Origin of the sequence: Alcaligenes sp. YSL9 (assembly GCF_030515105.1) — a bacterium.
In the GTDB taxonomy this organism is placed as follows: domain Bacteria; phylum Pseudomonadota; class Gammaproteobacteria; order Burkholderiales; family Burkholderiaceae_B; genus Alcaligenes; species Alcaligenes phenolicus.
This window is the reverse complement of record NZ_JALXJU010000003.1, coordinates 475,584-496,817: the sequence shown is the minus strand read 5'-3', so window position 1 is coordinate 496,817 and position 21,234 is coordinate 475,584. Positions and strand designations below refer to the sequence as shown.

General features: G+C 57.5%; 22 protein-coding genes. 5 read left to right on the top strand and 17 right to left on the bottom strand.

The features are described from left to right. Positions 1–15: 15 nt before the first annotated feature. From M2Q46_RS14905 to M2Q46_RS14850, 12 genes are all read right to left on the bottom strand, one after another. Positions 16–2,439 carry a TonB-dependent siderophore receptor gene (locus tag M2Q46_RS14905; RefSeq protein ID WP_302357578.1) on the bottom strand — a complete coding sequence of 808 codons (2,424 nt, stop codon included), beginning with the start codon at positions 2,437–2,439 and terminating at the stop codon, positions 16–18. Between the two features lie 63 nt (positions 2,440–2,502). After that, positions 2,503–3,480 carry a FecR domain-containing protein gene (locus tag M2Q46_RS14900; RefSeq protein ID WP_226349187.1) on the bottom strand — a complete coding sequence of 326 codons (978 nt, stop codon included), beginning with the start codon at positions 3,478–3,480 and terminating at the stop codon, positions 2,503–2,505. 5 nt (positions 3,481–3,485) lie between these two features. Beyond that, complete coding sequence (locus M2Q46_RS14895; RefSeq protein ID WP_035270353.1) at positions 3,486–3,998, bottom strand: sigma-70 family RNA polymerase sigma factor; 513 nt, start codon at positions 3,996–3,998, stop codon at positions 3,486–3,488. A gap of 14 nt (positions 3,999–4,012) precedes the next feature. Beyond that, the gene (locus M2Q46_RS14890) at positions 4,013–4,267 is read right to left on the bottom strand and encodes a hypothetical protein (RefSeq protein ID WP_226349186.1); all 255 of its coding nucleotides are present in this window, start codon (positions 4,265–4,267) and stop codon (positions 4,013–4,015) included. Positions 4,268–4,278: 11 nt separating this feature from the next. Further along, positions 4,279–4,596: a hypothetical protein gene (locus M2Q46_RS14885; protein WP_302357574.1), complete on the bottom strand. Its 318-nt coding sequence runs from the start codon at positions 4,594–4,596 to the stop codon at positions 4,279–4,281. A 388-nt stretch (positions 4,597–4,984) separates the two neighbouring features. After that, a complete protein-coding gene (locus M2Q46_RS14880) occupies positions 4,985–6,703 on the bottom strand; it encodes a porin (protein ID WP_302357572.1) in 1,719 nt (572 codons plus the stop codon). Positions 6,704–6,848: 145 nt separating this feature from the next. Next, entirely contained in the window at positions 6,849–7,751 is a 903-nt protein-coding gene (locus M2Q46_RS14875) for a CorA family divalent cation transporter (protein WP_009458713.1), read from the bottom strand. Beyond that, positions 7,748–8,701: a CorA family divalent cation transporter gene (locus M2Q46_RS14870; protein WP_115634437.1), complete on the bottom strand. Its 954-nt coding sequence runs from the start codon at positions 8,699–8,701 to the stop codon at positions 7,748–7,750. Before M2Q46_RS14870 ends, M2Q46_RS14875 begins: the two co-directional genes overlap by 4 nt. Before the next feature lie 3 nt (positions 8,702–8,704). Continuing rightward, the gene (locus M2Q46_RS14865) at positions 8,705–9,004 is read right to left on the bottom strand and encodes a hypothetical protein (protein ID WP_009458709.1); all 300 of its coding nucleotides are present in this window, start codon (positions 9,002–9,004) and stop codon (positions 8,705–8,707) included. 43 nt (positions 9,005–9,047) lie between these two features. Continuing rightward, complete coding sequence (locus tag M2Q46_RS14860) at positions 9,048–9,986, bottom strand: CorA family divalent cation transporter (protein WP_302357570.1); 939 nt, start codon at positions 9,984–9,986, stop codon at positions 9,048–9,050. Beyond that, complete coding sequence (locus M2Q46_RS14855) at positions 9,983–10,321, bottom strand: hypothetical protein (RefSeq protein WP_179136473.1); 339 nt, start codon at positions 10,319–10,321, stop codon at positions 9,983–9,985. Before M2Q46_RS14855 ends, M2Q46_RS14860 begins: the two co-directional genes overlap by 4 nt. A 110-nt stretch (positions 10,322–10,431) precedes the next feature. Continuing rightward, positions 10,432–10,773 carry a hypothetical protein gene (locus tag M2Q46_RS14850; protein ID WP_052159301.1) on the bottom strand — a complete coding sequence of 114 codons (342 nt, stop codon included), beginning with the start codon at positions 10,771–10,773 and terminating at the stop codon, positions 10,432–10,434. A gap of 596 nt (positions 10,774–11,369) precedes the next feature. Between M2Q46_RS14850 and M2Q46_RS14845 the strand changes: the two genes are divergently transcribed. The 5 genes from M2Q46_RS14845 (at position 11,370) to M2Q46_RS14825 (ending at position 15,831) form a co-directional block, all read left to right on the top strand. Further along, positions 11,370–12,176 (top strand): thiazole synthase, encoded by an 807-nt coding sequence (locus tag M2Q46_RS14845; RefSeq protein ID WP_302357568.1) that lies wholly within the window; start codon positions 11,370–11,372, stop codon positions 12,174–12,176. A 7-nt stretch (positions 12,177–12,183) separates the two neighbouring features. Further along, complete coding sequence (thiD, locus tag M2Q46_RS14840) at positions 12,184–13,002, top strand: bifunctional hydroxymethylpyrimidine kinase/phosphomethylpyrimidine kinase (RefSeq protein WP_022983636.1); 819 nt, start codon at positions 12,184–12,186, stop codon at positions 13,000–13,002. A 40-nt stretch (positions 13,003–13,042) separates the two neighbouring features. Further along, positions 13,043–13,738: a 5'-methylthioadenosine/adenosylhomocysteine nucleosidase gene (locus M2Q46_RS14835; protein WP_302357567.1), complete on the top strand. Its 696-nt coding sequence runs from the start codon at positions 13,043–13,045 to the stop codon at positions 13,736–13,738. A 74-nt stretch (positions 13,739–13,812) separates the two neighbouring features. After that, on the top strand, positions 13,813–14,493 hold the full coding sequence (locus tag M2Q46_RS14830; protein WP_035270341.1) for a protein-L-isoaspartate O-methyltransferase: 681 nt from the start codon (positions 13,813–13,815) through the stop codon (positions 14,491–14,493). Between the two features lie 15 nt (positions 14,494–14,508). Then, entirely contained in the window at positions 14,509–15,831 is a 1,323-nt protein-coding gene (locus tag M2Q46_RS14825) for a TolC family outer membrane protein (RefSeq protein WP_088452020.1), read from the top strand. A 331-nt stretch (positions 15,832–16,162) separates the two neighbouring features. Here M2Q46_RS14825 and rfaE2 read toward each other — a convergent pair whose 3' ends face one another. The 5 genes from rfaE2 to M2Q46_RS14800 form a co-directional block, all read right to left on the bottom strand. After that, positions 16,163–16,645 carry a D-glycero-beta-D-manno-heptose 1-phosphate adenylyltransferase gene (gene rfaE2 / locus M2Q46_RS14820; RefSeq protein ID WP_009458698.1) on the bottom strand — a complete coding sequence of 161 codons (483 nt, stop codon included), beginning with the start codon at positions 16,643–16,645 and terminating at the stop codon, positions 16,163–16,165. A 1-nt stretch (position 16,646) separates the two neighbouring features. After that, positions 16,647–17,516, bottom strand: coding sequence for a ferritin (locus tag M2Q46_RS14815; protein WP_026484472.1), 870 nt, complete (start codon positions 17,514–17,516; stop codon positions 16,647–16,649). Between the two features lie 174 nt (positions 17,517–17,690). Further along, positions 17,691–19,247: a ubiquinone biosynthesis regulatory protein kinase UbiB gene (ubiB, locus tag M2Q46_RS14810; RefSeq protein ID WP_302357565.1), complete on the bottom strand. Its 1,557-nt coding sequence runs from the start codon at positions 19,245–19,247 to the stop codon at positions 17,691–17,693. Positions 19,248–19,249: 2 nt separating this feature from the next. Further along, positions 19,250–19,879, bottom strand: coding sequence for an SCP2 domain-containing protein (locus M2Q46_RS14805; RefSeq protein ID WP_302357564.1), 630 nt, complete (start codon positions 19,877–19,879; stop codon positions 19,250–19,252). Positions 19,880–20,059: 180 nt separating this feature from the next. Next, positions 20,060–21,052 (bottom strand): Tim44 domain-containing protein, encoded by a 993-nt coding sequence (locus tag M2Q46_RS14800; protein ID WP_026484475.1) that lies wholly within the window; start codon positions 21,050–21,052, stop codon positions 20,060–20,062. Between the last annotated feature and the right edge of the window lie 182 nt (positions 21,053–21,234).

The following is a 21,234-nucleotide window of genomic DNA, read 5'->3' as shown; positions in this document are numbered from 1 at the left end:
GTTTTCTACTTCGGCTTAGAACTGATACTTCACCGCCAGCATCATGTTGCGCGGTTCGCCCCAGGTATAGGTGCTGTACCAGGAGAACATGGAGTAATAGCGCTTGTCGAACAAGTTATTGACGGTAAAAGTGGCCGACAAATTTTTGTTGAAGCGATAGCGCGCCATCGCATCTACCAGCCAGTACCCCGAGACCGTATGCCGCACCTTACCCGGCGATCCAGGTCGACTGACATCCCCCCAGGTCTTGCTTTGCCAACGTGCACCGCCACCCAAGGTCAGGCCATTCAAGTCGCCCTCGAAATCGTAGGTGGTATAGATGTTGAACTGGTGCTCAGGCGATAAGGTCGACACCTTTTCACCATCGCGGCGCGACAGCTTGTAGGCATAGCCTGCATGCATCTGCCATTGCGGCGTTAACTGACCGGCCACTTCCAGTTCTACGCGATGAGTACGCACACCTTGAGTGGCCTCATAAGCGATACCCCCCGACGGTGTGCGCCCCCCCGTTTCCTTGCCAAAGTTATCCTGACGCAGCTGGAAGTAAGCCAGGCTGGACGTCAAACGGCCGCCCATGAATTCGCCTTTGACACCGACCTCGTAGTTATCGCCTCGCAAGGGATCCAGAGTACGACCGCCCTCGTCTTGCAAATCTTGGGGCTGGAAGATATTGGTGTAGCTGGCATAGACCGAGAAGTTGTCGTTCAGGTCATACACAGCCCCAAAGTAAGGCACCCATACACCTGTCTCGCGCATATCCAGCTTGTTGTAGTTGGCATAACGTGTACCCAGCAGCAGCTTCAAGTCATCACGCAGGTTCAGGCGCGTGCTGACGTACAAACCATTTTCTCGTGTCACTTCACGATCGTCGCCCAGGTGCTTCCAGTTCATGCGCGGCCAACGGCCATCCCATTGGTAGTAATTCGAGACATCGGTATTACTGTTTTCACCGTAAGACGCATTGGTCCAGCGACGGCGCGATACGCCGCCCCCAACCACCAACTCGTGCTCGCGTCCGAACAGTTCAAAGGGGCCGGTCGCATAGAAGTCCGCCGTGTTCGAGACCGTCTTGCCCACGTAGCGCCCGGACCATAGCGACACACCTTTTCCGGTCAAAGGATCAGGGTTACCAGCGGCCGCAGCCGCCAGCTCAGAGTCATAACCATTGACCAAGCGATTGAGCTGCACCTTGGCCATCCAGCCACTGTCGAACTCATGCTCCAAAGTGGCAAAGGCCGAACGGGTGTACTGGTTCCAGCGACTCCAGCGCGTACCGTTATTAAAGGAACGGTCCATCTCGTTGAAGTGGCCCTGCGCGTCATAAATCGGGATGCCCCCCCAGGTTGATCCTTTGGGATCGTTGTCCTGCAAATCTGCACCCAGGGTCAAGCGGGTATCCGGTGTCAGGTCTGCTTCAACGATGCCGTATAACACCAAAGTCTGACGCTGGTAGTGGTCCAAATGGCTCTTTTTGTCCTGATAGGCACCAACCAGACGGCCACGTAGCGAACCTGACTCGTTCAAAGGGCCGGAGAAATCCGCTTCACTGCGGTAATTGTTCCAGGAGCCCAAGCCCGCACTGGCATATCCCTGAAACTCGTGCGTCGGCTTTTTACGAATCATATTAATAGTCGCGCCTGGGGTCCCACTGCCAGTGAGCAAACCGGAGGCGCCTTTCAATACCTCGACACGATCGTAAATCGCTGTGTCCGTGAGCGAATGGCCTGCCGAGTATGGTGAATCGCGCAAGGTAGGGATGCCATCATATTGGAAGTTCTGGACACCAAAACCGCGTGCTTCGTAAACGGTACGCTCGCTGTCATAAGTAATGATGCTCAGGCCGGGTGTATGGCGCACCACGTCATCAATACTGGTCAGGTTGAAGTCGTCCATCTTCTTGCGTGTAGTCACGCTGATGGCCTGCGGCGTCTGACGCGGAGTCAGACGCAAGCGGGTTGCCGTGGCAATCGTGCCCGCTGCATACGTGCCTGAACCTTCGGTAATGTCGCCCAGCGCATTGCGACGCACTTCAATACTGGCCAAAGACTGCACACTGGCGTCGTCCGCCAAGGTGTCGCTATCGGGCAAGGCAATCAAGACATAGCCCTGATCCCGGCTTTGCACCTGAAACGGCTGCCCAGCCAGCAAGGCGGCAAAGCCTTCCTGCACGGAATACTGTCCCTGCAAGCGCGGAGCGCGCAAACCTTGCAATCGGGAGGAATCCATCACCAGCGCTACCCCGGCCTGTTGAGCGAACTGGCTCAAGCGGCTGGCCAGATCCCCGGCCTCCAGCGCGTAGGCTTGGGTCGTCTGGGCCGAAGCCGGCGCCACGCTCAGCATCAAGGCCCCTACAAAGGCCAAGCCCAGCAGGCGGCGGCAGGTATTGGGCATGAACGGCGTCTTCACAAGCGCCAAAGGCGGCGCATTCTTCGGGACCATGAAATCTCTCCTTCTTTGGCAAGGTCTATCTATTAAAGACGCACGAGCTCAAAAAAGCGGCAATCAAGGCCTGAAATTAATCATCAATCCCTGGTCTGATATGTTCTGCACCTGCAATCGGGGATACAAGTCCTTTAGCAAAGCCAGAGCCGACAAGGGCTTGTCGGCAGGCAAGACAGCGCTGACCGTCAAGCCTTCCATGCCTTGCGGCTTGATCTGTGTTTTGCCGGAGTACTGGCGGGTGATCTGCTCCAGAGCCTGCGTCAAAGGCACATGCTCCAGAAGCAACTGCCGCTGGTCCCAAGTGCGCATGACACGGCTTACATCGGTCTGGCGGTTCGCCCCCAGGCCTTGCGCATTGATCTGCACCTGATCGCCTGGCCCCAACTCGCGAGCGGCTTGCGGGCCCTGGGGGCGCGGATAAACCAGCACCCGAGAAGATAGCACCGTCAACAGCGTGCCTTGCGGCTGTTCCTGCACAATAAATTCAGTTCCCAAGGCTTGCGATACCGCCTGGCTGCTCAAGACCCGCAAGGGTCGATCCGGCTGCTTGGCTACCACCACCCGGACCTGCCCTTCCAGCAGCTCAATATCCCGGTACTGCTTGCTATACAAAATCTTGACCTTTGATGCTCCGGCCAACTCCAAACGAGTGCCATCCTCCAGCACCACACTGCGCCATTCTCCGGCAGCGGTCTGTACGGACTGATTGGACCAGGGCAATACAAAGGCCAGAATCGGCAAGATAAACACCACAGCCCAGAGCAGCAGCATCATGCCCTGACGCCAATCACGCAACAGCTTGGGACGCGCCGACAATCCTGCATCCAGCGCACTACGGCCAGGGGTGGTATTGGCCTGTACCGCCAGTTTTCTGACTCTGCCCAAGACCGCTTCCATACCTGCAGCCGCCGCTTCGTGACGCGGGTCCTGCGCACGCCAGGCCATGAATTCGGCTTGGGCCTGTTCGGTGAATTGTTCGGGATCAGACAAGAGCACAACCCATTGGGCGGCCTGTCGCTCTATCTCCTCGTTGGACATGGGGCTCAAGCTGGAATCAAGGTCTGAACATGGAGCAAAGCCTGCACCAGATCATTACGCACAGTGCGTTCGCTAACCCCCAAGCTCTTGGCCACGCTTGATTGCGTTTCCCCATCCAGATAGCAGCTCAGGAACACCATGCGAGCCCGCGCGGGCAACTCGTCCAGAGCCTGAGCCAACAAGGCCAGCGCCTCCAGGGTTTGGGCGCACTGCTCTGCCGAGGGTGCTTGCGCCCCTTCGGCCAAGGTCGCCTCCAAGGCTTCCAGATAGGCTTGCTCAACCGCCATGCGTCGGCTGCGATCAATTAACAGCCTTCTGGCCGTGGTAGCCAGAAACGCACGAGGATGACGTAAATGATGAACGGTAGAGGGGGCCAACAGCAGACGCACAAAGGTGTCCTGCACCAGATCTTCCGCCGTAAAGCTGCAATGCAGACGCGCGCGCAACCACCGCAACAACCAGCTACGGTGATCTTGATAGAAATCTCCCATCCCTATGGGCGCTGACGAATAGTCCATAGACCCTGATCAAACTAATCAATAATCATTCTCATTCCAAAATTATGACATGAAAAGGCAGGGATTCTGATTGCGAGCGTCGCAAGCGTCGTCTGCTCACGACAGATCATCGATGAAAACAACTGTTCGCCCTGCAGGGCCGTAAAAAAAAGAAGTGCGTTCAGGCTGCAATCAAAAAGGCGGGCATAGCTATAAAGCCATGCCCGCCCAACGATCTCTGCACAGATCATTGCCGCGGCGCCGGAGTACGCCCCGAATGTCAGGGGCATCTGCCAAGCTCTTACATCACAAAAGAAGGCAGTGTCAGCACGGCATGAGTGGGCTGGTAGCGAAAGCTTTCTACATCGTTCAGACGGGCTTTGGCACGACGGGACAGATGCTTGAGGACTTGGCTGCGCTCCACGGTGGGCAGTGTGGACAGTGCGTTTTCGATGGTGCGACCGGACAGGTCATTAAGTGCGTAAGCAAACTCGCGAGCGCCGTGGGTTTGCAGCAGCTCCAGCAGGTAGCCTTGACGCTGGCGGGATGCGGCCAGGCGCAGAGCGTCTTGCAGAGCGTTGTTGTGTGGGGTGGAACGAAACAGGTTGAGGCGGAACATAGCATTCTCCTTCGGACACAGGGGTCCAGAAAGAGTGCTCACCTCATCAGAGGGGCCCGCTTTGTGGTCCAGTGTCCAATTGACTGGTCATTAAGAAGGCTTGTCCTTTACAGGAACAAAGCCATAAAGAAGGATCAGGGTCCATTTACTTTTAAACGTGAGTAGTTAAAAAAGAAGGTGCAACGGTTTTTGCACCAACAGTATTTTCGCATCTGAGTGTGGGCTTGTCTGCCAGGCATTGACACACTTTCCATCGCCTTGCAGACATCAAATTTATACTTAGGGATATGTCTCCTGAGCCGTCCCCACAAGCACTCAGCCCTGCCCGACCTTCCTGCGCCAGGGCCAGTGAGAACACGGACTCAGGTGCAGGAAACCGGCCATTTCATTAGAAGTGATGCGTCACACCCAAAGCCACACGGCTGCTACGCGGTTCGCTGGCACTGGCTGCCGTTTCCATATCAAAGCGACGTCCTTGAGCCGCAAAGGCATAGACGCTGGTTCGGGGCGACAAGGCATGCACGTAGCCCACAGACATCACCTGAATGCGACGTGCGCGCTCATCGGTATCCTCCCAGGTCCAGTTCGGACGGCCCAAAGACCATTGCAGCTGGAACTCGCCCTTGCCTACAGGAATCGCCGTGCCCACATACCAGGTGTCCAGCCGGCCACCGTTGATGAACTTCGCCGGGCCCAAGCCTTTCAAGCCCTTGTTTTGCAGATGGGCAGGACCATCATCACCATTCAGGCCCACAAAGCCATTGCTCTGACGGCTCCAGCCAGCTGCAAGACGGGCTACCTCAAAGTCATAGCTCGCACCCAATTGCCAGGCCGTAGGACGATGGGACTCGACACGACTCAAGCTCTCGTAACTGGCCCCCAACAGCCAGGGGCCGTCCTCGTAGCGCAAAGCGAGGCTATAGAGTTTGCTGCGAGACCCTCCCAGGCCCTGCTCGCCCACATCCGCGCTATAGCTGGCGCCTAACTGCATACCCGCCCATTCCGGGCTGCGCCAGCTGAACTGATTGGAGATCTGGTAGTTGTCCGAGGCACGCATCAAAGCGCCCATACCAAAGTCTTTCCAGGAACCCACTTCAATGGCAGAGACAAATTCCTGGCCCACGGTGTACTGGCGTCCAAAACGCAGCTCGCCCCAGTTATCACTGCCCAGACCCAGCCAGGCCTGATAGTTGAACAGACGCCCGGAATCCTCGGCCCGGCCTGTGGCCAGATCAATACCGCTTTCCAGATTGAAGGTGGCGCGCAGCCCATCGCCCAGATCCTCATGGCCTCGAATCCCCCACAGCGAGTCCGTCTGCCCGCCACTTAGCACGTCACGCTGCGAGCCTTCGCCGCTCACGCGAGTCCAACCCAAACCGGCATCCAAAGTGCCATAGAGCTGCACCGAGGTTTCAGCATGGCTGTGGCTGGGCATCATCAGCGCTCCTGCAAGACCAAACAGGGCCACGCCAGCTGCCAAAGAAGCGGCTTTGCTCAATTGAAAAGGACTGCACTCCAGCACACGACGCCAGCCGCAGGCCACAGGAACAGGTTCACGCATCAGAACTCCTAACAAGGTTTGATTACCCGTCGCCACCACCACACCTTGTGCGGTCCCGGCCACAACCCGGTCGCCCATGGCGCAAGTATCGGGTGCGGCCTGCAAAATGGCGCGGTTCAGAATCAGGTGATCCTGATGGATCAAGCGCAGATCCGCCGGCACGTAATCACCGGCAGACAACAGCACGATATCGCCAGTCACGAGCATACGAGCCGGCACGCGGGACTGGTGATCCCGTGCCAGATCGTACATGGTCAAATCGCGGCGCACCTGACAGGTTTGTTTTTTCATGGTCTGGACCACTTGGGTCAGATCAGCAGGGCTGGAACGCAGTACCCGTACTTGATTGGGGCCGTTCTGTATCAGACGGCGCAACACTTCATCAAAGGCCAGGCCATGGCGCTGGGTATTCAAGGCTTGCAACACTTGTGGCACGCTGCGGGTGTCGTAGTAGCTCAGCGCACAGTGGGCGCGGCGTACCAGACGCACCGGGCTCTGGTGTACGACGGCGCTGTGATCGGGATGGAAAAACCGGCTTGCATTCATGGGTACCTCTACACATTGGTGCAGGGACGGCCACCCCGCTCTGAAAAGCTAAGGATGTGTTTACCGTCGCAGTGGAAAGACAAAAATCGCGAATTGATTCGGGTAGGAGTTAGCGCCTAACCGGGCCAGCACACAGCACTCCCCCTTAACGCAACGCGCCCGATTTCTTGATTGTCCAGATCGGTACCGCCGTCAACACCAACACGGTCACCAACTGCACCCACATGGTGCCCTCCCAAGATAACTCGGGCATGACATGGAAGTTCTGACCGTACCAGTTGATCAAGGCTGTACCGGGCACCAGCAAGGCCCACAGCACCGTAAAGACCTTGGTCACGTTCAGGTCGCTCATGGCCACGGACTCTCCGGCGGCACGCCAATGAAAACGCTGGCGTTCAATGGCGAAATGCGCACGGCGCTGCATGCCTTCAATGGCGGCAATCAGCTCGTCCACTCGGCTCAACTCCAGGCTTTTTTCCTGATACACCCAGCGGCGCAAGCGTTGTGCGGCCTGCTCCAGATCGTCAATGGAATGCATCACATGAGACAGCGGTTTGTGCAGGGTTGCCATATGGCTGTCCAGATCAATCATGTCCTCGGCACCGCGCGAATAGTCCGTGCCGACATTGGACAGAAAGCCGCGCAAGGACAGGGTCGAGACACTCAGGCCCTGATCAATACGGTCCAGCACTTGCGAGGTCTGCGCCAGCAATTGATACAGCAAAGTCAAAGCCAGGGCATGGGAGCTGGCCAAGGACATTTCCTGGGCACTCAAGCGCTCCAGAGCCTGGCCGGGACGCAGCAGACGATGGCCAGTTTCCACGGTATACAAAGGCTGATCGTCCTGCCCCAAACACCAGATCAGGTCAGACACCTGCATCTGTTCGTCACTCACTCGCACACAGCGTATGCGTGTGGCCATCCCCAGGCTGGCCTGGGCTTGTGGCAGCAAATCCACGCGATACAACTTGCCCAGATCTTCCAGCGCCTGACGGTCAGGGGCCTGCAAGCGCCGCCAGGAAGCCATATCCTTGAAACGGGCCGTCATCGCATCCACCCTTTACGCTTTACATAGGCCAAGGGAGCCAAGGCAAATACGGCGGTCATGCCCATAACCAGCCACTCGCCACCGATAATTTCCAGCTCGGGCATATTGGCAAAGTTCTGGCCGTAAAACGCCGCGATCAGCGTAGGCGGCAAGAACACCGCAGTAACCACTGTAAAGACCTTGATCACCTGGTTCTGCTTCAAATCCAGCGTGGTCATCAAGGACTGCTGCAAGTTGCGGATCTTGTCGTGCTGAAAGCGGGCATAGCGACGCAAGCTTTGAATATCCGAGAGCAACATGGACAGGTTCTCTGCGCTTTCGCCACCGGGCGTACGACGCAGCCAACGACCTGCGCGAGCCAGCATCAATTGCCCTTCCACGGTTTTGGCGACCAGTTCCTCGGCCTCACCCAGACCGATAGCGGTACTGGCAATATCCGCTACCCCGGCCTGACGGCCGGAGGTATCAAAGCCGCCACTGGCTGCCGCCACCGTATCGCTGCGCTCGTCCAGACGCCCGGCAATATCGGAAATCGTGGCACGAGCCTGGTCGTTCAGAGCCTGCAGGATCATGAACAGAATTGACGCGGGGCTGGGCGCAGCTTGTCCGGCCTCTGCCCTGGCGTTCAACTGCTGGCTGACTCGCTCCAAAGTATCAACCCGCACGTCCTGCTCCACGCTGATCAGGCGGTCCTTGCTCAAGGCGAACAGCAGGCTGGTTTCGCGGTACTGCTGGCCCTGACGTATCACCATCTCCACGGGAATCAGAATAAAGCCCGCTTCTTCCGCGGCAGCACGGCCCCGTTTGACGCTCAGGTCCAGGCCCAGTTTGGCTTGCGCCTCGGCCAGTTCATCGTGCCGGCTGGCCGACAGCTGCAACCATGCCGTTTTTTGCCCGCGCTTGTCGCTCAGGCTGGACACCACCGCGCCCCCCTGTTTTTTTTCAGTCATGGCTTAGTCCTCGCTTTGTACCTGTTCCGCTTCCGGGGAAACCATGTAGTGGCCATACAAATGCAGACCGGCAAAACTGCCCAGAATCAGGATGTACAGCACCACCACCGCAATCATGATTTCGCGCTCGATATGCGCGGTGCGTGGGCGGTTGGCACGCGCCCGGTCAATGGCCTGACGGCGCTGCTGGACGGCCGCGTTGGAGTCCGACTGCAGGCTCAAGTCTTCATTCCAGACCAGTCCGCGTAATTTATCCGAGCCTGCCGTTGCCACCTCGGTACTGCTTTTCAGTGTGTTCAACATACGAAATTCTTCCCATTCATTTAAGTATCAAAGGCAGCGCGCTCTAGCGCAGCCAGCCCCGGTGTTTCACATAGATCAGCGGCAACATGGAGAACAAGGCGGTGGAAATAATCCCCACTATCTCGGCGTGCTCCCATTGCAGAATCGGCATATAGGCAAAGTTCATGCTGTAGTAGGTTGAAATCAGCATGGCGGGCAGGAACACGGCGGTCACCACCGAGAACACTTTCACAATCTGGTTCTGCTTCACGTTCAGCGCCATATTGTTGGTGGTCTGCAAAAGGCGGACGCGGTCGTGCACAAAGTTCACCTGCTTTTCCACGGCCTCGATGTCGTCGATCAGGGTATGAAAAACAGGCTTCAGTTTTTCCTGATCTGTGGGTAAACGCGCCAGGGCATGACGAGCAGCCATGGCCAGCTGCAATTGGCTTTCCAGGCAGTCGGACAAGAGTTCTTCTACTTCGCTCAAATCCATCTGGGTGGAGACCACATCACTGACGCCAAAGTCCCGGTCCTTGGTTTCCAGGCTGTTGAGCACGGCGTTGGTCTGAGTCAGCACCTTGCCCAGATCGTGGCTCAGGGAGTCCAACAGTTCATCGGTGGCATCGTTAATGGATTGCAAAATCACCGCAAAGCTTTCAAAGGCGTCGTTCTCGCGACCATCACGCTGCAAGCGCTGCAGGGCCTGGGCCAGTGGCTTGGGGCTGGGATCAGGTTCAATGGACACCAAGGCTTCGCGGCTCAGGATGAACACCACACGGCTGGCTTTCTTCTGACCCTTGTCCACGTTCAGAAACGTCACAGGCACAAAGCTGAAGGGGCCTTCCTGTGTGGGACTGTTCTGCAAGGTCTGTGGAATTTCCACGCCCAGCTTTTTACGAAGGCCACTGATCTGCTCGGTGGCATGGATGCTGATGCGCATCCAGTTATTGGGCTGGCCGTCGTTGCCAAAGAGCGGCGGCGTTTTACCTTGGTCCGTCATTGTTGATCTCCATCAGAACGGGTCTCTTGGGTGCTGGACGCATCGGGCGACGGCGTCGTGGTACCCATGTAAAAGCTGGAATGCGAGCCGGAGGTAGAACTGGTCCGGGTTTCCAGGTGCGAGTTGCTGAAAAACAGCCAGCTCACCACCACAATCAAAATGCCCCACGAAGACAGCAGCATGGAAAAGGACAGACGCTCGTAGCGCGACCAACGCTTGCGACCCTTGAGCGGTGCAACACTGGGGCGACGCGCCGAGCGGGTCCAGACCTGGGCGGCCAGCGAGTTGTCCTGATACGGTTTGCTGCTCAAGGAAGAGGGAATGGTTTGTGGCATAGCACTCTTTTGGGTTAATGAAAGCCACAGCAGCCGTCCATGACGGTGCGAACCCCGCATGGGCTGGTCTGCTGTGACAGGTTGAACAGAAAAGGGGTAGGGACCAGTGCTCAAGAGCGCTGGGGCTGGCGATACTCACGCAGCCAGTCCTGCGTGCCGTAGCGGTGCGGGAACAGGGTGAACAGGCTGGGCGACGGGCCATGTGTGCGGCGGCGACCCAAATGCCCTACTCGCACGCCGGTATGCATGGCGTTGTAGACCTGACTGCGATCAAACGCGGGAAGCATGGCCAGAACATCGGCGCGGACACGAGCCGAAAGCTCGGGCAAGGCCTGGGCAAAAGCCAGGGTGCCGTGCGAGGCCAGCAAGTCGCACACGGCGACAGGACGGTAAGTGGCGACAGCCATACGCAAAGCGCGCTGCAAGCTATCGTGAGGGCGGGAAAACAGCATGAGATTCTCCTGGGCACACGGCCACAGAAGCACCCCACACGTCTTAGACCGTGAGGAACCTGGAGCCGGTGCTCAATTCGCAATGGGGTTTCATGCGGACATGAAACGCGGGGCGCAACGCAAATGTGCGTCTTTCAGATTCAGGGTCAGGGCCCAAGAACGTGCTCCTTTAACAATCAAACAATGCCAATCGAACTCAAGCCCCAGGTACATCAGCACCTGAGGCTTGTGTCCGAGCGATAAAACAGCAAGAACGGATGAAATCTACGGATCCCTCAAGAAAAATCCCGTTCTTGAGGAACAACAGAATTTTCGCATCGCAACTCTGGCAGGGCCAGCCTGCATTGGGGCCTTGCGCATGGCCTTAAACATAAGGCGAATATGCCAAGGTATATATTTGCCACAGCCACAGGCCAATCAGGCTCGCATCCGTGGCCAGCCCCCTGCCCGAGCCCAAATCCCTACCGCACACCAGCAAGCCGGCATACGGGTTTTCCTGCGGGCACCGGCCAAATGGATTATTCTTGCAGTGTTTGCCCAGCAAAAAACCAATTCTTTATCCGTCAACAAAGACGGATGCGCAACAAAGCACCACCATGACCCAAACAGTGAACAACGATCCCTTTATCCTGGCCGGAACCAGCTACCAATCCCGGCTATTGGTAGGCACCGGTAAATACAAAAATTTTGATGAAACTCGTCAGGCTATTGAAGCCAGTGGCGCTGAAATTGTGACGGTGGCCATTCGCCGCACCAATATCGGCCAGAACGCCAACGAGCCCAATCTGCTCGATTACCTGCCCCCCTCCAAATACACCCTGCTGCCCAACACCGCGGGTTGCTATACCGCCGAGGACGCCGTGCGTACCTTGCGTCTGGCCCGCGAACTGCTGGACGGCCACAAACTGGTCAAACTGGAAGTGCTGGGCGACTCCGGCAATCTGTTCCCCAATATGCCCGAAACCTTGAAAGCCGCCAAAACCCTGGTGGATGAAGGCTTTGATGTGATGGTGTATTGCGCCGACGATCCTATCCAGGCCCGTATGCTGGAAGATATTGGCTGTGTAGCCATCATGCCCTTGGCCTCCCTGATCGGTTCGGGCATGGGCATCATCAACCCCTGGAACCTGCGCCTGATCATCGATCAGAGCAAGGTGCCTGTGCTGGTCGATGCCGGTGTCGGTACAGCCTCGGATGCAGCTATTGCCATGGAACTGGGCTGTGATGGTGTCCTGATGAACACCGCCATTGCCGGTGCCCGCCAGCCTGTGATGATGGCCAGCGCCATGAACCTGGCTGTACAAGCCGGTCGTCAGGCTTATCTGGCTGGCCGTGTGCCCCGCAAATACTACGATGCCGACCCCAGCTCCCCCACCGAAGGGCTGATTCACTCCCGTACCTGATTGAGACATGATTCCCAACACGCTGACCATTGCCGGGGTTGACCCCTCCGGCGGCGCCGGTATTCTGGCTGATGTCAAAGCCATGAGCGCCCTGGGTGCTTATGCCACCGCTGTGATTGCCGCTTTGACGGCACAAAATACTCAAGGGGTAACCGGTATCAGCCCGGTTCCTGCCGACTTTGTGCGCCAGCAGATTGATACGCTGTTTGCCGATGTGCGCATTGACGGTGTCAAGATCGGCATGTTGGGCCAGGAGGCCGTCACCACCGTGGTGGCCGAGCGCATGGCTCACTTCAAACCCAGGCATCTGGTGCTGGACCCGGTAATGATCGCCAAAAGCGGCGATCATCTGCTGGAAAAGTCGGCCGTCCATGCCCTGCGTGAACAGTTAGTGCCCCAGTGCACCATGATCACGCCCAATCTGCCCGAAGCCGGTGTCCTGCTGGACGCCCGCCCGGTAGAAACCGTCAAGGAAATGCGTCAGGCTGCCGAGCGTCTGCGTCGCCTGATGAATCACAGCGATCAACGCTGGGTCTTCCTGAAAGGCGGTCACCTGCCCGGTTCGGACTGCATAGACCTGCTGCACGATGGCGACAAGATGATCGAAATGCCCGCCAAACGTATTGATACTGCCAATACGCACGGCACCGGCTGCACCTTGTCGGCTGCGCTGGCCGCCCTGCTACCCCAATACAGCAATGTGCCTGACGCTGCTCTGGCTGCCAAAAAGTACTTGTACGAAGCCATTGCCCGTTCGGGTGAACTGACAGTGGGCAGCGGACACGGTCCGGTGCATCACTTCCATAAACTGTGGCCATCGTCCTGATACGTGCCGTTTGATCGGGCCGCTTGAAGGCCCCTGTCTTATGTCTACACTTGGAATTATTGTCGCCATGCGCGAAGAACTGGAGATTGTGCTGGAGCGCTTGCAAGAGCCCCAGACCATCCAGCGCGCCGGCATGGATTTTCATCGCGGCAGCTATCTGGGCAAGCCCGTTGTGGCCGTGGTTTGCGGCGTGGGCAAGGTCAACGCCGCCGCCTGCACCCAGATGCTGATCTCGGAATTTGCCGTGGGCAGCATTATCAATATCGGTATTGCGGGTGCGGTTGAACCCAGCATCCGACCGGGCGATATCGTCATTGCCGATACCCTGGTCCAGCACGATGTGGAACTGAAAGCCCTGGGTCTGGCGCCGGGACAGGTTTTCCGTCTGGATACCTTCGATTTCCCCGCCGATCCCACCCTGCTGACCGTGGCTCAAACCGCCGCACAGCAGATCGAAGGCCACCAGGTCCATACGGGCCGAATTGTTACCGGCGACCAATTCATCGCATGTAACGATAAAATACAGTGGTTAAGCGCCACCTTCAACGCTTTAGCCTGCGAAATGGAAAGTGGCGCCATTGCCCAGGTGTGCTATCTGAACAAGGTACCTTTTGTCTGCATACGCAGTATTTCAGACAATGCCAACAGTGAAGCGCACATGGATTTTGATACCTTCTTGCCCATTGCCGTCAACAACGCCAGCACCTTGCTCCATGCAATGGTGCCGTCCTGCTAAGCCCAACTGCGCATCTTTATCGATGTGCTGGCTTATAATCGGCTCTTTGCCAAGCCTTTAGTTTTCTGGAAGCTATGAACCATTTTGCGCTGTCTGAACTCGAACGTGCCCGTTACTACATGGTGGAACAACAAATCCGTCCCTGGAACGTATCCGACGAAAAAGTGCTGCAAGCATTGGTCGAGGTCCAGCGCGAACGCTTTGTTCCCTCGTCCTTGCGCCCTTCGGCCTTTTCGGACACCGAGCTGCCACTGATCATCAATGCCGTGGACACGCACGAGACCATGCTCTCGCCCAAAGTCGAAGCCCGTCTGGCTCAAGAGCTGCTGCTGCAGCCTAGCGACGGTGTGCTCGAAATTGGTACCGGCTCGGGCTACCAGGCTGCTTTGCTGGCTCACCTGTCCCAACAAGTTACCTCCATCGAAATTGACAGCAAACTGGCCGCTTTCGCCCAGGAAAACCTGCAGCGCAACAATGTGCGCAACGTCAAGGTTGAAGTGGGTGACGCGCACGCAGGCTGGGGCACCACCGAGTACGACGCCATTCTGGTCACCGGCTCCGTGCCCACCATTCCTGATGCTTTGAAGTACCAGCTCTGTATCGGCGGCCGTCTGGTTGTAGTGGTCGGTCAAAACCCGGTCATGACGGCTGTACGTATTACTCGCACCAGCGCGGCCAGCTTCGAGACGACCCCCCTGTTCGATACCTGGATCAAACCTTTGCGCGGCACCGCCGTTTCGCAATTCCGCTTTTAAGCACATATGCGGTTCATGACTCCCTTGCGCCTGGCATTGCTTTCACTGCTTGCCTTAAGTAGCACCGCCCAGTCGCAAGATCTGCTGCAGGCCTGGAACCAGGCCCTGGCACATGAACCGCAGTTTGGCGCTGCGCAAGCTGCGCATCAAGCCGATCAGGAACAAGTACCCCAAAGCCGGGCACAACTGTTGCCACAGATCAGCGCCATCGGCACAGCCGAACTGCAGGAGCGTCGTCAAACCAGCAAGCTGTCCAATCAGCATTCCAGTGACCGAGCTGCCTGGACCTTGACGCTGAGCCAACCCGTGTACAACCGTAATGCCTGGGCCCGTTACGAACGCGCCCAATTACTGGCGCAGGGCGCGGATATTCAACTGACGCTGGATCGGCAAGATTTGATGCTGCGCGTCAGCCAAAGCTATTTTGATGTGCTGGCTGCGCAAGATACGCTGTCTACCCTGAAAGCCCAGCAAGCCGCCATTGACGAGCAATTGCGTGCTGCTGATCAGAACTTTCAGCTGGGTGGCACCACGATTACCGATACCTACGAAGCCAAATCGCGCCTGGACCTGACCCGGGCTGGCGTCTTGCAGGCTGAAAATGCCCTGCAAGTGGCTCAGGACAAGCTGGCTGCGCTGACGCTGGAGCGTTATGACACGCTGGCGCGCCTGCGTGAGCCTTTGCGTCTTCCCGCCCCGCAGCCTGCGAATTTGCAAGACTGGCTGGATCAGTCCAGCCAATCCGGCTTGACCGTGGCACTGGCTGATATCAAGGCCCGTGCTGCCGAAGAGCAGTTGAAAAGCACCCAGGCCCTGCACGAGCCCACCCTGGCCCTGAAAGCCCAAACCGGCAGCGGTAGCGACCAGACTCTGTTTGGCCAAGCGGGCGGTGGCCCACGTTCGCTGAACAGCGCTCTGGGTCTGGAGTTAAGCATCCCGATTTTCCGTGGTGGTGAAACCAGCTCGCAAGTACGCGAACAAAGCTCGCGCCTGCAACAGGCCCGCTACGATCATCAGTTCGCTATTCAGCAATCCATCCAGCAGACGCGCCAGTACTTCTCTGGCGTCACCACAGGCCTGGTCCGTGTGCAGGCACTGGAAGCAGCCACCAAATCCAGTCAGGACGCCCTGGAGGCCAACAAGCTGGCTTACGAGGTCGGTGTACGTGTAAACATCGATGTACTCAATGCCCAGCAGCAGTTGTACGAAGCGCAACGTAGCTTGGCCCAAGCGCGTTACGAAGTTCTGATGAACAGCCTGCGCCTGAAAGCAGCCAGCGGCACCTTGAACGAAAACGATCTGCGTGCTGTCAACGATCTGCTTGAACCGGCATCCTGAAGCCTGCGCTGGCAAGAAATACAGACTAGGCACCGCAATCTGGCCTTTAAAGCGAGACCTCTCCAGCCAGATTTAATATCTCCGAAATGTGCTCAATATCTGCCTCTGAGACAGACACGCCAAGCAAGCCCGATCAAGCAAGAGGGTCACATCAAACCTGGTCCGGGCACTGACAGTGGCATCAGCAACCCAGTCTGGCTTGGGCCCAATGCCCCGGCATATCTCAAACGCCAAGCAATCCTGGGCATCAGCAGAACCTCGAGCTCACGACTTAGAAGCAAAAAAATCCCGGACCAAGCCGGGATTCAACACATCAATTTGTCCTGTGCTTTTAGTCGCGCAGCTTCTTGACCAGTGCTGTCGTGGAACGCTGGAACTCGAAGGGAATCGCGACTGCATCGCCACCCCAGCTACGCACTAAAGCCGTTTCAGGCAAGGCTTCCATATCGTAGTCGCCGCCCTTCACGATCAAGTCCGGACGCAGCGCCGCGATCAGGGCTTCGGGCGTGTCCTCGTCAAACAAGACCACCGCATCCACGCAGGCCAGCGCAGCCAGCAAGGCAGCGCGATCCTGCTCGGGATTGATGGGGCGCTCCGGCCCCTTGTTCAGACGGCGCACCGAGGCATCGGTATTCACACCGACAATCAGCGAGGCACCCAATTGGGCAGCCTCGTCCAGGTAGCTGACATGCCCACGGTGCAAAATATCAAACACACCGTTGGTAAAGACCAGCGGGCGCGCCAGGCGCCCCTGCTCCACCGCTTCACGCAAGGCATCCAGACCCATCACCTTGGCCTCGAAACGTGCGCTCATATCAAGCCTGCACCAGCGTCGAATCAGAGCCGACCTGACGTGCCAGATCCTTGCGGTAGCGGTTCAATTCCTGCACGGTCTCGAACGAGCTCCCCATCAGCAACGACATATTGTGCAAGATGCGCGAGCTGACCTTGTGCTCCCATTCCTTGTCGAAACGAATCTGCGTATCCAGCCAGTTTTCCAGCCAACCGGGCGATGGCAGCTTGGACTGCACGGTATCTTCCGGGAACATGGCTTTGTTCACGTGCAAGTTGGTGGGATGCAGCGCCTGAGCGGTGCGATGGGCCGAAGCCATCAGAACGCCAATCTTGGAGAAAGCCAGACGGGCTTGCAGGCCAAATTCCTGGCCCTTGTGCACCAGGGCACGCTTCATGTAGCGCAAGTAAGCACCGGCGTGACGAGCCTCGTCCTGAGCCACGATCTTGTAGATGGCCTTGATCACCGGCTCGGTATGCCAGTCGGCAGCACGGCGGTACCAGTGGTTCAGGCGCACTTCGCCGCAAAAGTGCAGCATCAGCGTTTCCATAGCCGGGGCCGGATCGAAGTCAAAACGCACCTTGTGCAGTTCTTCTTCGGTGGGCATCAGCTCGGGGCGGAAACGGCGCAGGTATTCGATCAGAACCAGCGAGTGCTTTTGTTCTTCAAAGAACCACACGGACATAAAAGCGCAAAAATCGCTGTCATCTTTATTGTCACGCAGGAACATTTCGGTAGCAGGCAAGGCTGCCCACTCGGTAATGGCGTTCATTTTGATGGTGTAGGCTTGCTCGTCTGTAAGCTTGCTGCCATCAAAGTCATCCCACGGTATGTCATGCGCAAAATTCCAGCGCACCGCTTCCATGGATTTAAATAAGTCATGGTAAAGCATAACGATTCCTAAAAAGAATCAAGCGGTTCCTTGAGGGCGGCCATTCACCGTCCGGAAGGCGCCGGAAAGCGCCAGCTTAGCAATCAGCTGGCGGACCTGCGTCTATCGTAGAACCTGCAGTTATCAGAAATATGTCAGCCACAAAAAAACTGACGCGTTGCGGGGTCGTCACACTTATCGCCCCACCAAAGCCCAGATGGCCACCCCGACCGCAACCGCCAATACAGCACATACGGCAGTCAATAATCGGTTGGTCTGCTGCTGCGACTGGCGCAGCAGCTTGAGTTCCTGGTTCAACGCCTGCCCTGTCTCTGGCCTATTCAAAGCGGAATACACCAGACGCGGAAGCTGCGGCATGATCTGGGCCCACTGCCCTGCTTCCTGTTTCAAACGCGAATAAAAGCCCGATGGACCAATACGCTGGTACATCCACTTTTCCAGATAAGGTTTGGCGGTATCCCACAGATCCAGCTCCGGATCCAGGTCCCGCCCCATCCCTTCCACATTCAGAAGGGTTTTCTGCAGCAGCACCAGCTGCGGCTGAATTTCTACATTGAACCGGCGCGAGGTCTGGAACAGGCGCAACAGCACTTGCCCCAGGGAGATCTCGGACAAGGGCCGATCAAAATACGGTTCACATACCGCGCGTACCGAGCCTTCCAGCTCCTCTTCACGGGTTTCAGGTGGCACCCAGCCGGACTCGATGTGCAATTGAGCCACCCGGCGGTAATCGCGCCGGAAAAAAGCCAGGAAGTTTTGCGCCAGATAGTTTTTGTCGAACTCGGACAGCGAACCCACAATGCCAAAGTCCAGGGCAATATAACGGCCCAAGCTCTCCGGTGCATCCGAGACATAAATATTGCCGGGGTGCATGTCGGCATGGAAAAAACCGTCGGTAAACACCTGGGTGAAGAAAATTTCTACCCCTTTGCGGGCCAGATCCTTCAAATCCACATTGGCGGCGCGCAGGCGATCAATCTGGTTGACCGGGATGCCCTTCATGCGGTCCATGGTGAACACGGTCGAGGCGCAATAGTCCCAATGCACTTCAGGCACGATCAACAGCTGGGTACGCTCTACATCTTTGGTGAAGTTGCGGCGTAGCTGACTGCAGTTGGAGGCTTCGCGTATCAGGTCCAGCTCGTCGTTCAGGTACTTGTCGAACTCGGCCACCACTTCGCGCGGTTTCAGGCGACGGGCATCCGGGCCCAGCCGTTCCATGAACGCAGCCAGCACGCGCATCAGACGCAAGTCTTTATGGATGACTTCACGCATACCGGGACGCAATACCTTCACCGCCACTTCGCGGCCATTGTGCAGCTCGGCAAAGTGAACCTGCGCAATCGACGCCGAAGCGATGGGTTCGCGATCAAACTTCTGGAACAGCTCGTAAGGCGAAGCACCCAGGGCCTTCTGAATTGTGGCTTCCGCCACCTCCGAAGGGAATGGCGGCACGCGGTCCTGCAGCAACGCCAGTTGCTCGGCAATATCCAGCGGGATCAAATCCCGGCGAGTGGAGAGCACCTGGCCGAATTTAACGAAGATGGGCCCCAGACTTTCCAGGGCCAGCCGTAAACGTACGCCACGTGGCAGCTTGGGTTTGCGACCCAGGCGCACAATGCGCAACATACGTGATGCCCAAGGGTGGCGGATGCTCGATAGCACCAGCTCGTCCAGGCGATAACGGAATACAACCAGCAAAATGGTCAGCAGACGACACAAGGAGAACATGCTCAGGACTCCCGCCGACGCGCGTCAAGACGGTTCAAACGCTGGTCCAGTTCGTCCAGGCGTTGGACCAAACCATCCGATTGCTCGCGCATCCGTTCCAGTTCGGGGCGGGTAACCAGCAAGGCGCTTTCTTCAGTCAGGTATTCGCTGGCATTACCAGCCAGACGCTGGCCCAGATCCCTCAACCCGGAAAAGGCCCGGCGCGCCCCGCTGAACAGGCGCACCGCCATGACATCACCCACGATTTTGGCCAGATCGTGTTCGGCATCCCAGCGCAGATTGGCCGCCAGGTCCGACACCAGATTGGCCAGCCCGGCCTCGCCTTGCACATGCATTAACTGGGCGACACGACTGAAATCGCCATCTTGAAGAATTTGTGGCAGTTCAGGCAGCTTGTCCTGAGGCAGTGTCAACGTGACATCCGGCACGACGGCAGGATGGCCCTGCTCCAGCTTTCCTTGAGAACTGATGGTGTAGACCAGTTGCAAACGGCCCACAATCAGCGACACGGTTTTACCTGCATGGCTGCGCAAACGCTCACGCGCCCAATCCTCGCGATCAAGCAAGGCATTGAGCAAACGCACGCCCACGGCGCCAGGTTCTAGGAATGAAGGGATACCAAGCATGTCCATGCAAGTCTACTGCCGGGGCGAGTAAACCAGTCCAATTAAAACAGCCAGTTTAACCCGACACAGACACGGCCGGATGTACAGGGCGACAGGAACACGGGCAGATGGGATCACAGCGAAACGGGAGCGCTCATAACAGAACAGCCGCCTGGGTAAGAAGGCGGCTGTCTGTATAGATAGAGATCAAGCGTTGGGGTCAACCGGGATCTGCTGAATACCAGCCAGCAGCCAGCCTGCGCCGTCGGCCTTGAACAGATTCCAGACTTCCTCAAAGCGGAAAGCCTCTGCACCCACTTCCTCACGCAGCATACCGGAGTAGCGCACGCTGGCCAGGTGGCCGTCGGCTACTTTTTCGATACCCAGCAGCTCTGCATTGAGCAGTACCACTTGAGTCACGTTCTCGCCTTGGCGCTGAGCGATTTGAGGAGCGGCTTCCTTGAGCAGGTCGTCGGTCAGGAAGGTACGCAGTTGTTCCACGTCGCCCTTGTCCCACAGTTTCTGGATTTCCACGAACTGGGTCTTGGCATTGGCCAGGAACGTAGGCGTGTCGAAATCACCGGGGATGAACCAGCTTTCGTCTACTGGCGGCGCTGGAACAGCGGCGGCAGCAGCAGGCTGGGCAGCTGGAGCGGCAGCAGGCATAGGGGCTGGCGCAGCTTGGGGCTGCTTCCATGGGCTGGGAGCAGGATCAGCATTGCGCATCATGGACTGACCACCGGCCTGTTGCATGGCAGGACGAGCGGCCGAGCCACGCAGACGACGCACGATGAACAAAACGGCGAAGATCACCAGACCGATCAGCAAGAGGCTGGACATCATTTCCAGGAAAGCACCGCCCAGACCCATGCTGGACAGCAAGGCGGCAATACCCAGACCAGCGGCGATGCCGGCGATCGGGCCCAGGAAGCGGGACATGCCCGACTTGGCAGCGGTACCAGCCGCAGCCGTACCGGCAGCAGCGGCACCCGCAGCAGGCGTAGCCGAGCGAGTCGCGTTATTCGCTGCAGCAGGAGGCGTCGCTGCCGAGCGGTTGCTGGTGATGTTGGAGGATTGGCGGCCAAAACTGGAGCCACCACCCATGCGTCGTGCTTCCGCATCATAAGAAACGGTCAGCAAGGCGCCGGTGCTAAAAGCCAATACAGCGGCCATGAAATAACGAGAAAGCCGTCCAGACATAGTCACAAACTCCTGACCAGAACAAGCGTTTAACACACAGGGTTTTGACGCCCCCGGCCATGCCATCCCAGTCGATTATTCAAGAAAACTTACGATAAGCTGAACATTAACATGACAAGTTCTCATGCACCATGTTTTTTTTACCGTTCATTACAGACAAAAAACGAACGGCACCTGAAGGT

Coding starts and splice junctions, on each gene's coding strand:
- M2Q46_RS14905 (WP_302357578.1), bottom strand. CDS start 2,439: ATGGTCCCGAAGAATGCGCCGCCTTTGGCGCTTGTGAAGACGCCGTTC.
- M2Q46_RS14900 (WP_226349187.1), bottom strand. CDS start 3,480: ATGTCCAACGAGGAGATAGAGCGACAGGCCGCCCAATGGGTTGTGCTC.
- M2Q46_RS14895 (WP_035270353.1), bottom strand. CDS start 3,998: ATGGACTATTCGTCAGCGCCCATAGGGATGGGAGATTTCTATCAAGAT.
- M2Q46_RS14890 (WP_226349186.1), bottom strand. CDS start 4,267: ATGCCCCTGACATTCGGGGCGTACTCCGGCGCCGCGGCAATGATCTGT.
- M2Q46_RS14885 (WP_302357574.1), bottom strand. CDS start 4,596: ATGTTCCGCCTCAACCTGTTTCGTTCCACCCCACACAACAACGCTCTG.
- M2Q46_RS14880 (WP_302357572.1), bottom strand. CDS start 6,703: ATGAATGCAAGCCGGTTTTTCCATCCCGATCACAGCGCCGTCGTACAC.
- M2Q46_RS14875 (WP_009458713.1), bottom strand. CDS start 7,751: ATGACGGCCCGTTTCAAGGATATGGCTTCCTGGCGGCGCTTGCAGGCC.
- M2Q46_RS14870 (WP_115634437.1), bottom strand. CDS start 8,701: ATGACTGAAAAAAAACAGGGGGGCGCGGTGGTGTCCAGCCTGAGCGAC.
- M2Q46_RS14865 (WP_009458709.1), bottom strand. CDS start 9,004: ATGTTGAACACACTGAAAAGCAGTACCGAGGTGGCAACGGCAGGCTCG.
- M2Q46_RS14860 (WP_302357570.1), bottom strand. CDS start 9,986: ATGACGGACCAAGGTAAAACGCCGCCGCTCTTTGGCAACGACGGCCAG.
- M2Q46_RS14855 (WP_179136473.1), bottom strand. CDS start 10,321: ATGCCACAAACCATTCCCTCTTCCTTGAGCAGCAAACCGTATCAGGAC.
- M2Q46_RS14850 (WP_052159301.1), bottom strand. CDS start 10,773: ATGCTGTTTTCCCGCCCTCACGATAGCTTGCAGCGCGCTTTGCGTATG.
- M2Q46_RS14845 (WP_302357568.1), top strand. CDS start 11,370: ATGACCCAAACAGTGAACAACGATCCCTTTATCCTGGCCGGAACCAGC.
- thiD (WP_022983636.1), top strand. CDS start 12,184: ATGATTCCCAACACGCTGACCATTGCCGGGGTTGACCCCTCCGGCGGC.
- M2Q46_RS14835 (WP_302357567.1), top strand. CDS start 13,043: ATGTCTACACTTGGAATTATTGTCGCCATGCGCGAAGAACTGGAGATT.
- M2Q46_RS14830 (WP_035270341.1), top strand. CDS start 13,813: ATGAACCATTTTGCGCTGTCTGAACTCGAACGTGCCCGTTACTACATG.
- M2Q46_RS14825 (WP_088452020.1), top strand. CDS start 14,509: ATGACTCCCTTGCGCCTGGCATTGCTTTCACTGCTTGCCTTAAGTAGC.
- rfaE2 (WP_009458698.1), bottom strand. CDS start 16,645: ATGAGCGCACGTTTCGAGGCCAAGGTGATGGGTCTGGATGCCTTGCGT.
- M2Q46_RS14815 (WP_026484472.1), bottom strand. CDS start 17,516: ATGCTTTACCATGACTTATTTAAATCCATGGAAGCGGTGCGCTGGAAT.
- ubiB (WP_302357565.1), bottom strand. CDS start 19,247: ATGTTCTCCTTGTGTCGTCTGCTGACCATTTTGCTGGTTGTATTCCGT.
- M2Q46_RS14805 (WP_302357564.1), bottom strand. CDS start 19,879: ATGGACATGCTTGGTATCCCTTCATTCCTAGAACCTGGCGCCGTGGGC.
- M2Q46_RS14800 (WP_026484475.1), bottom strand. CDS start 21,052: ATGTCTGGACGGCTTTCTCGTTATTTCATGGCCGCTGTATTGGCTTTT.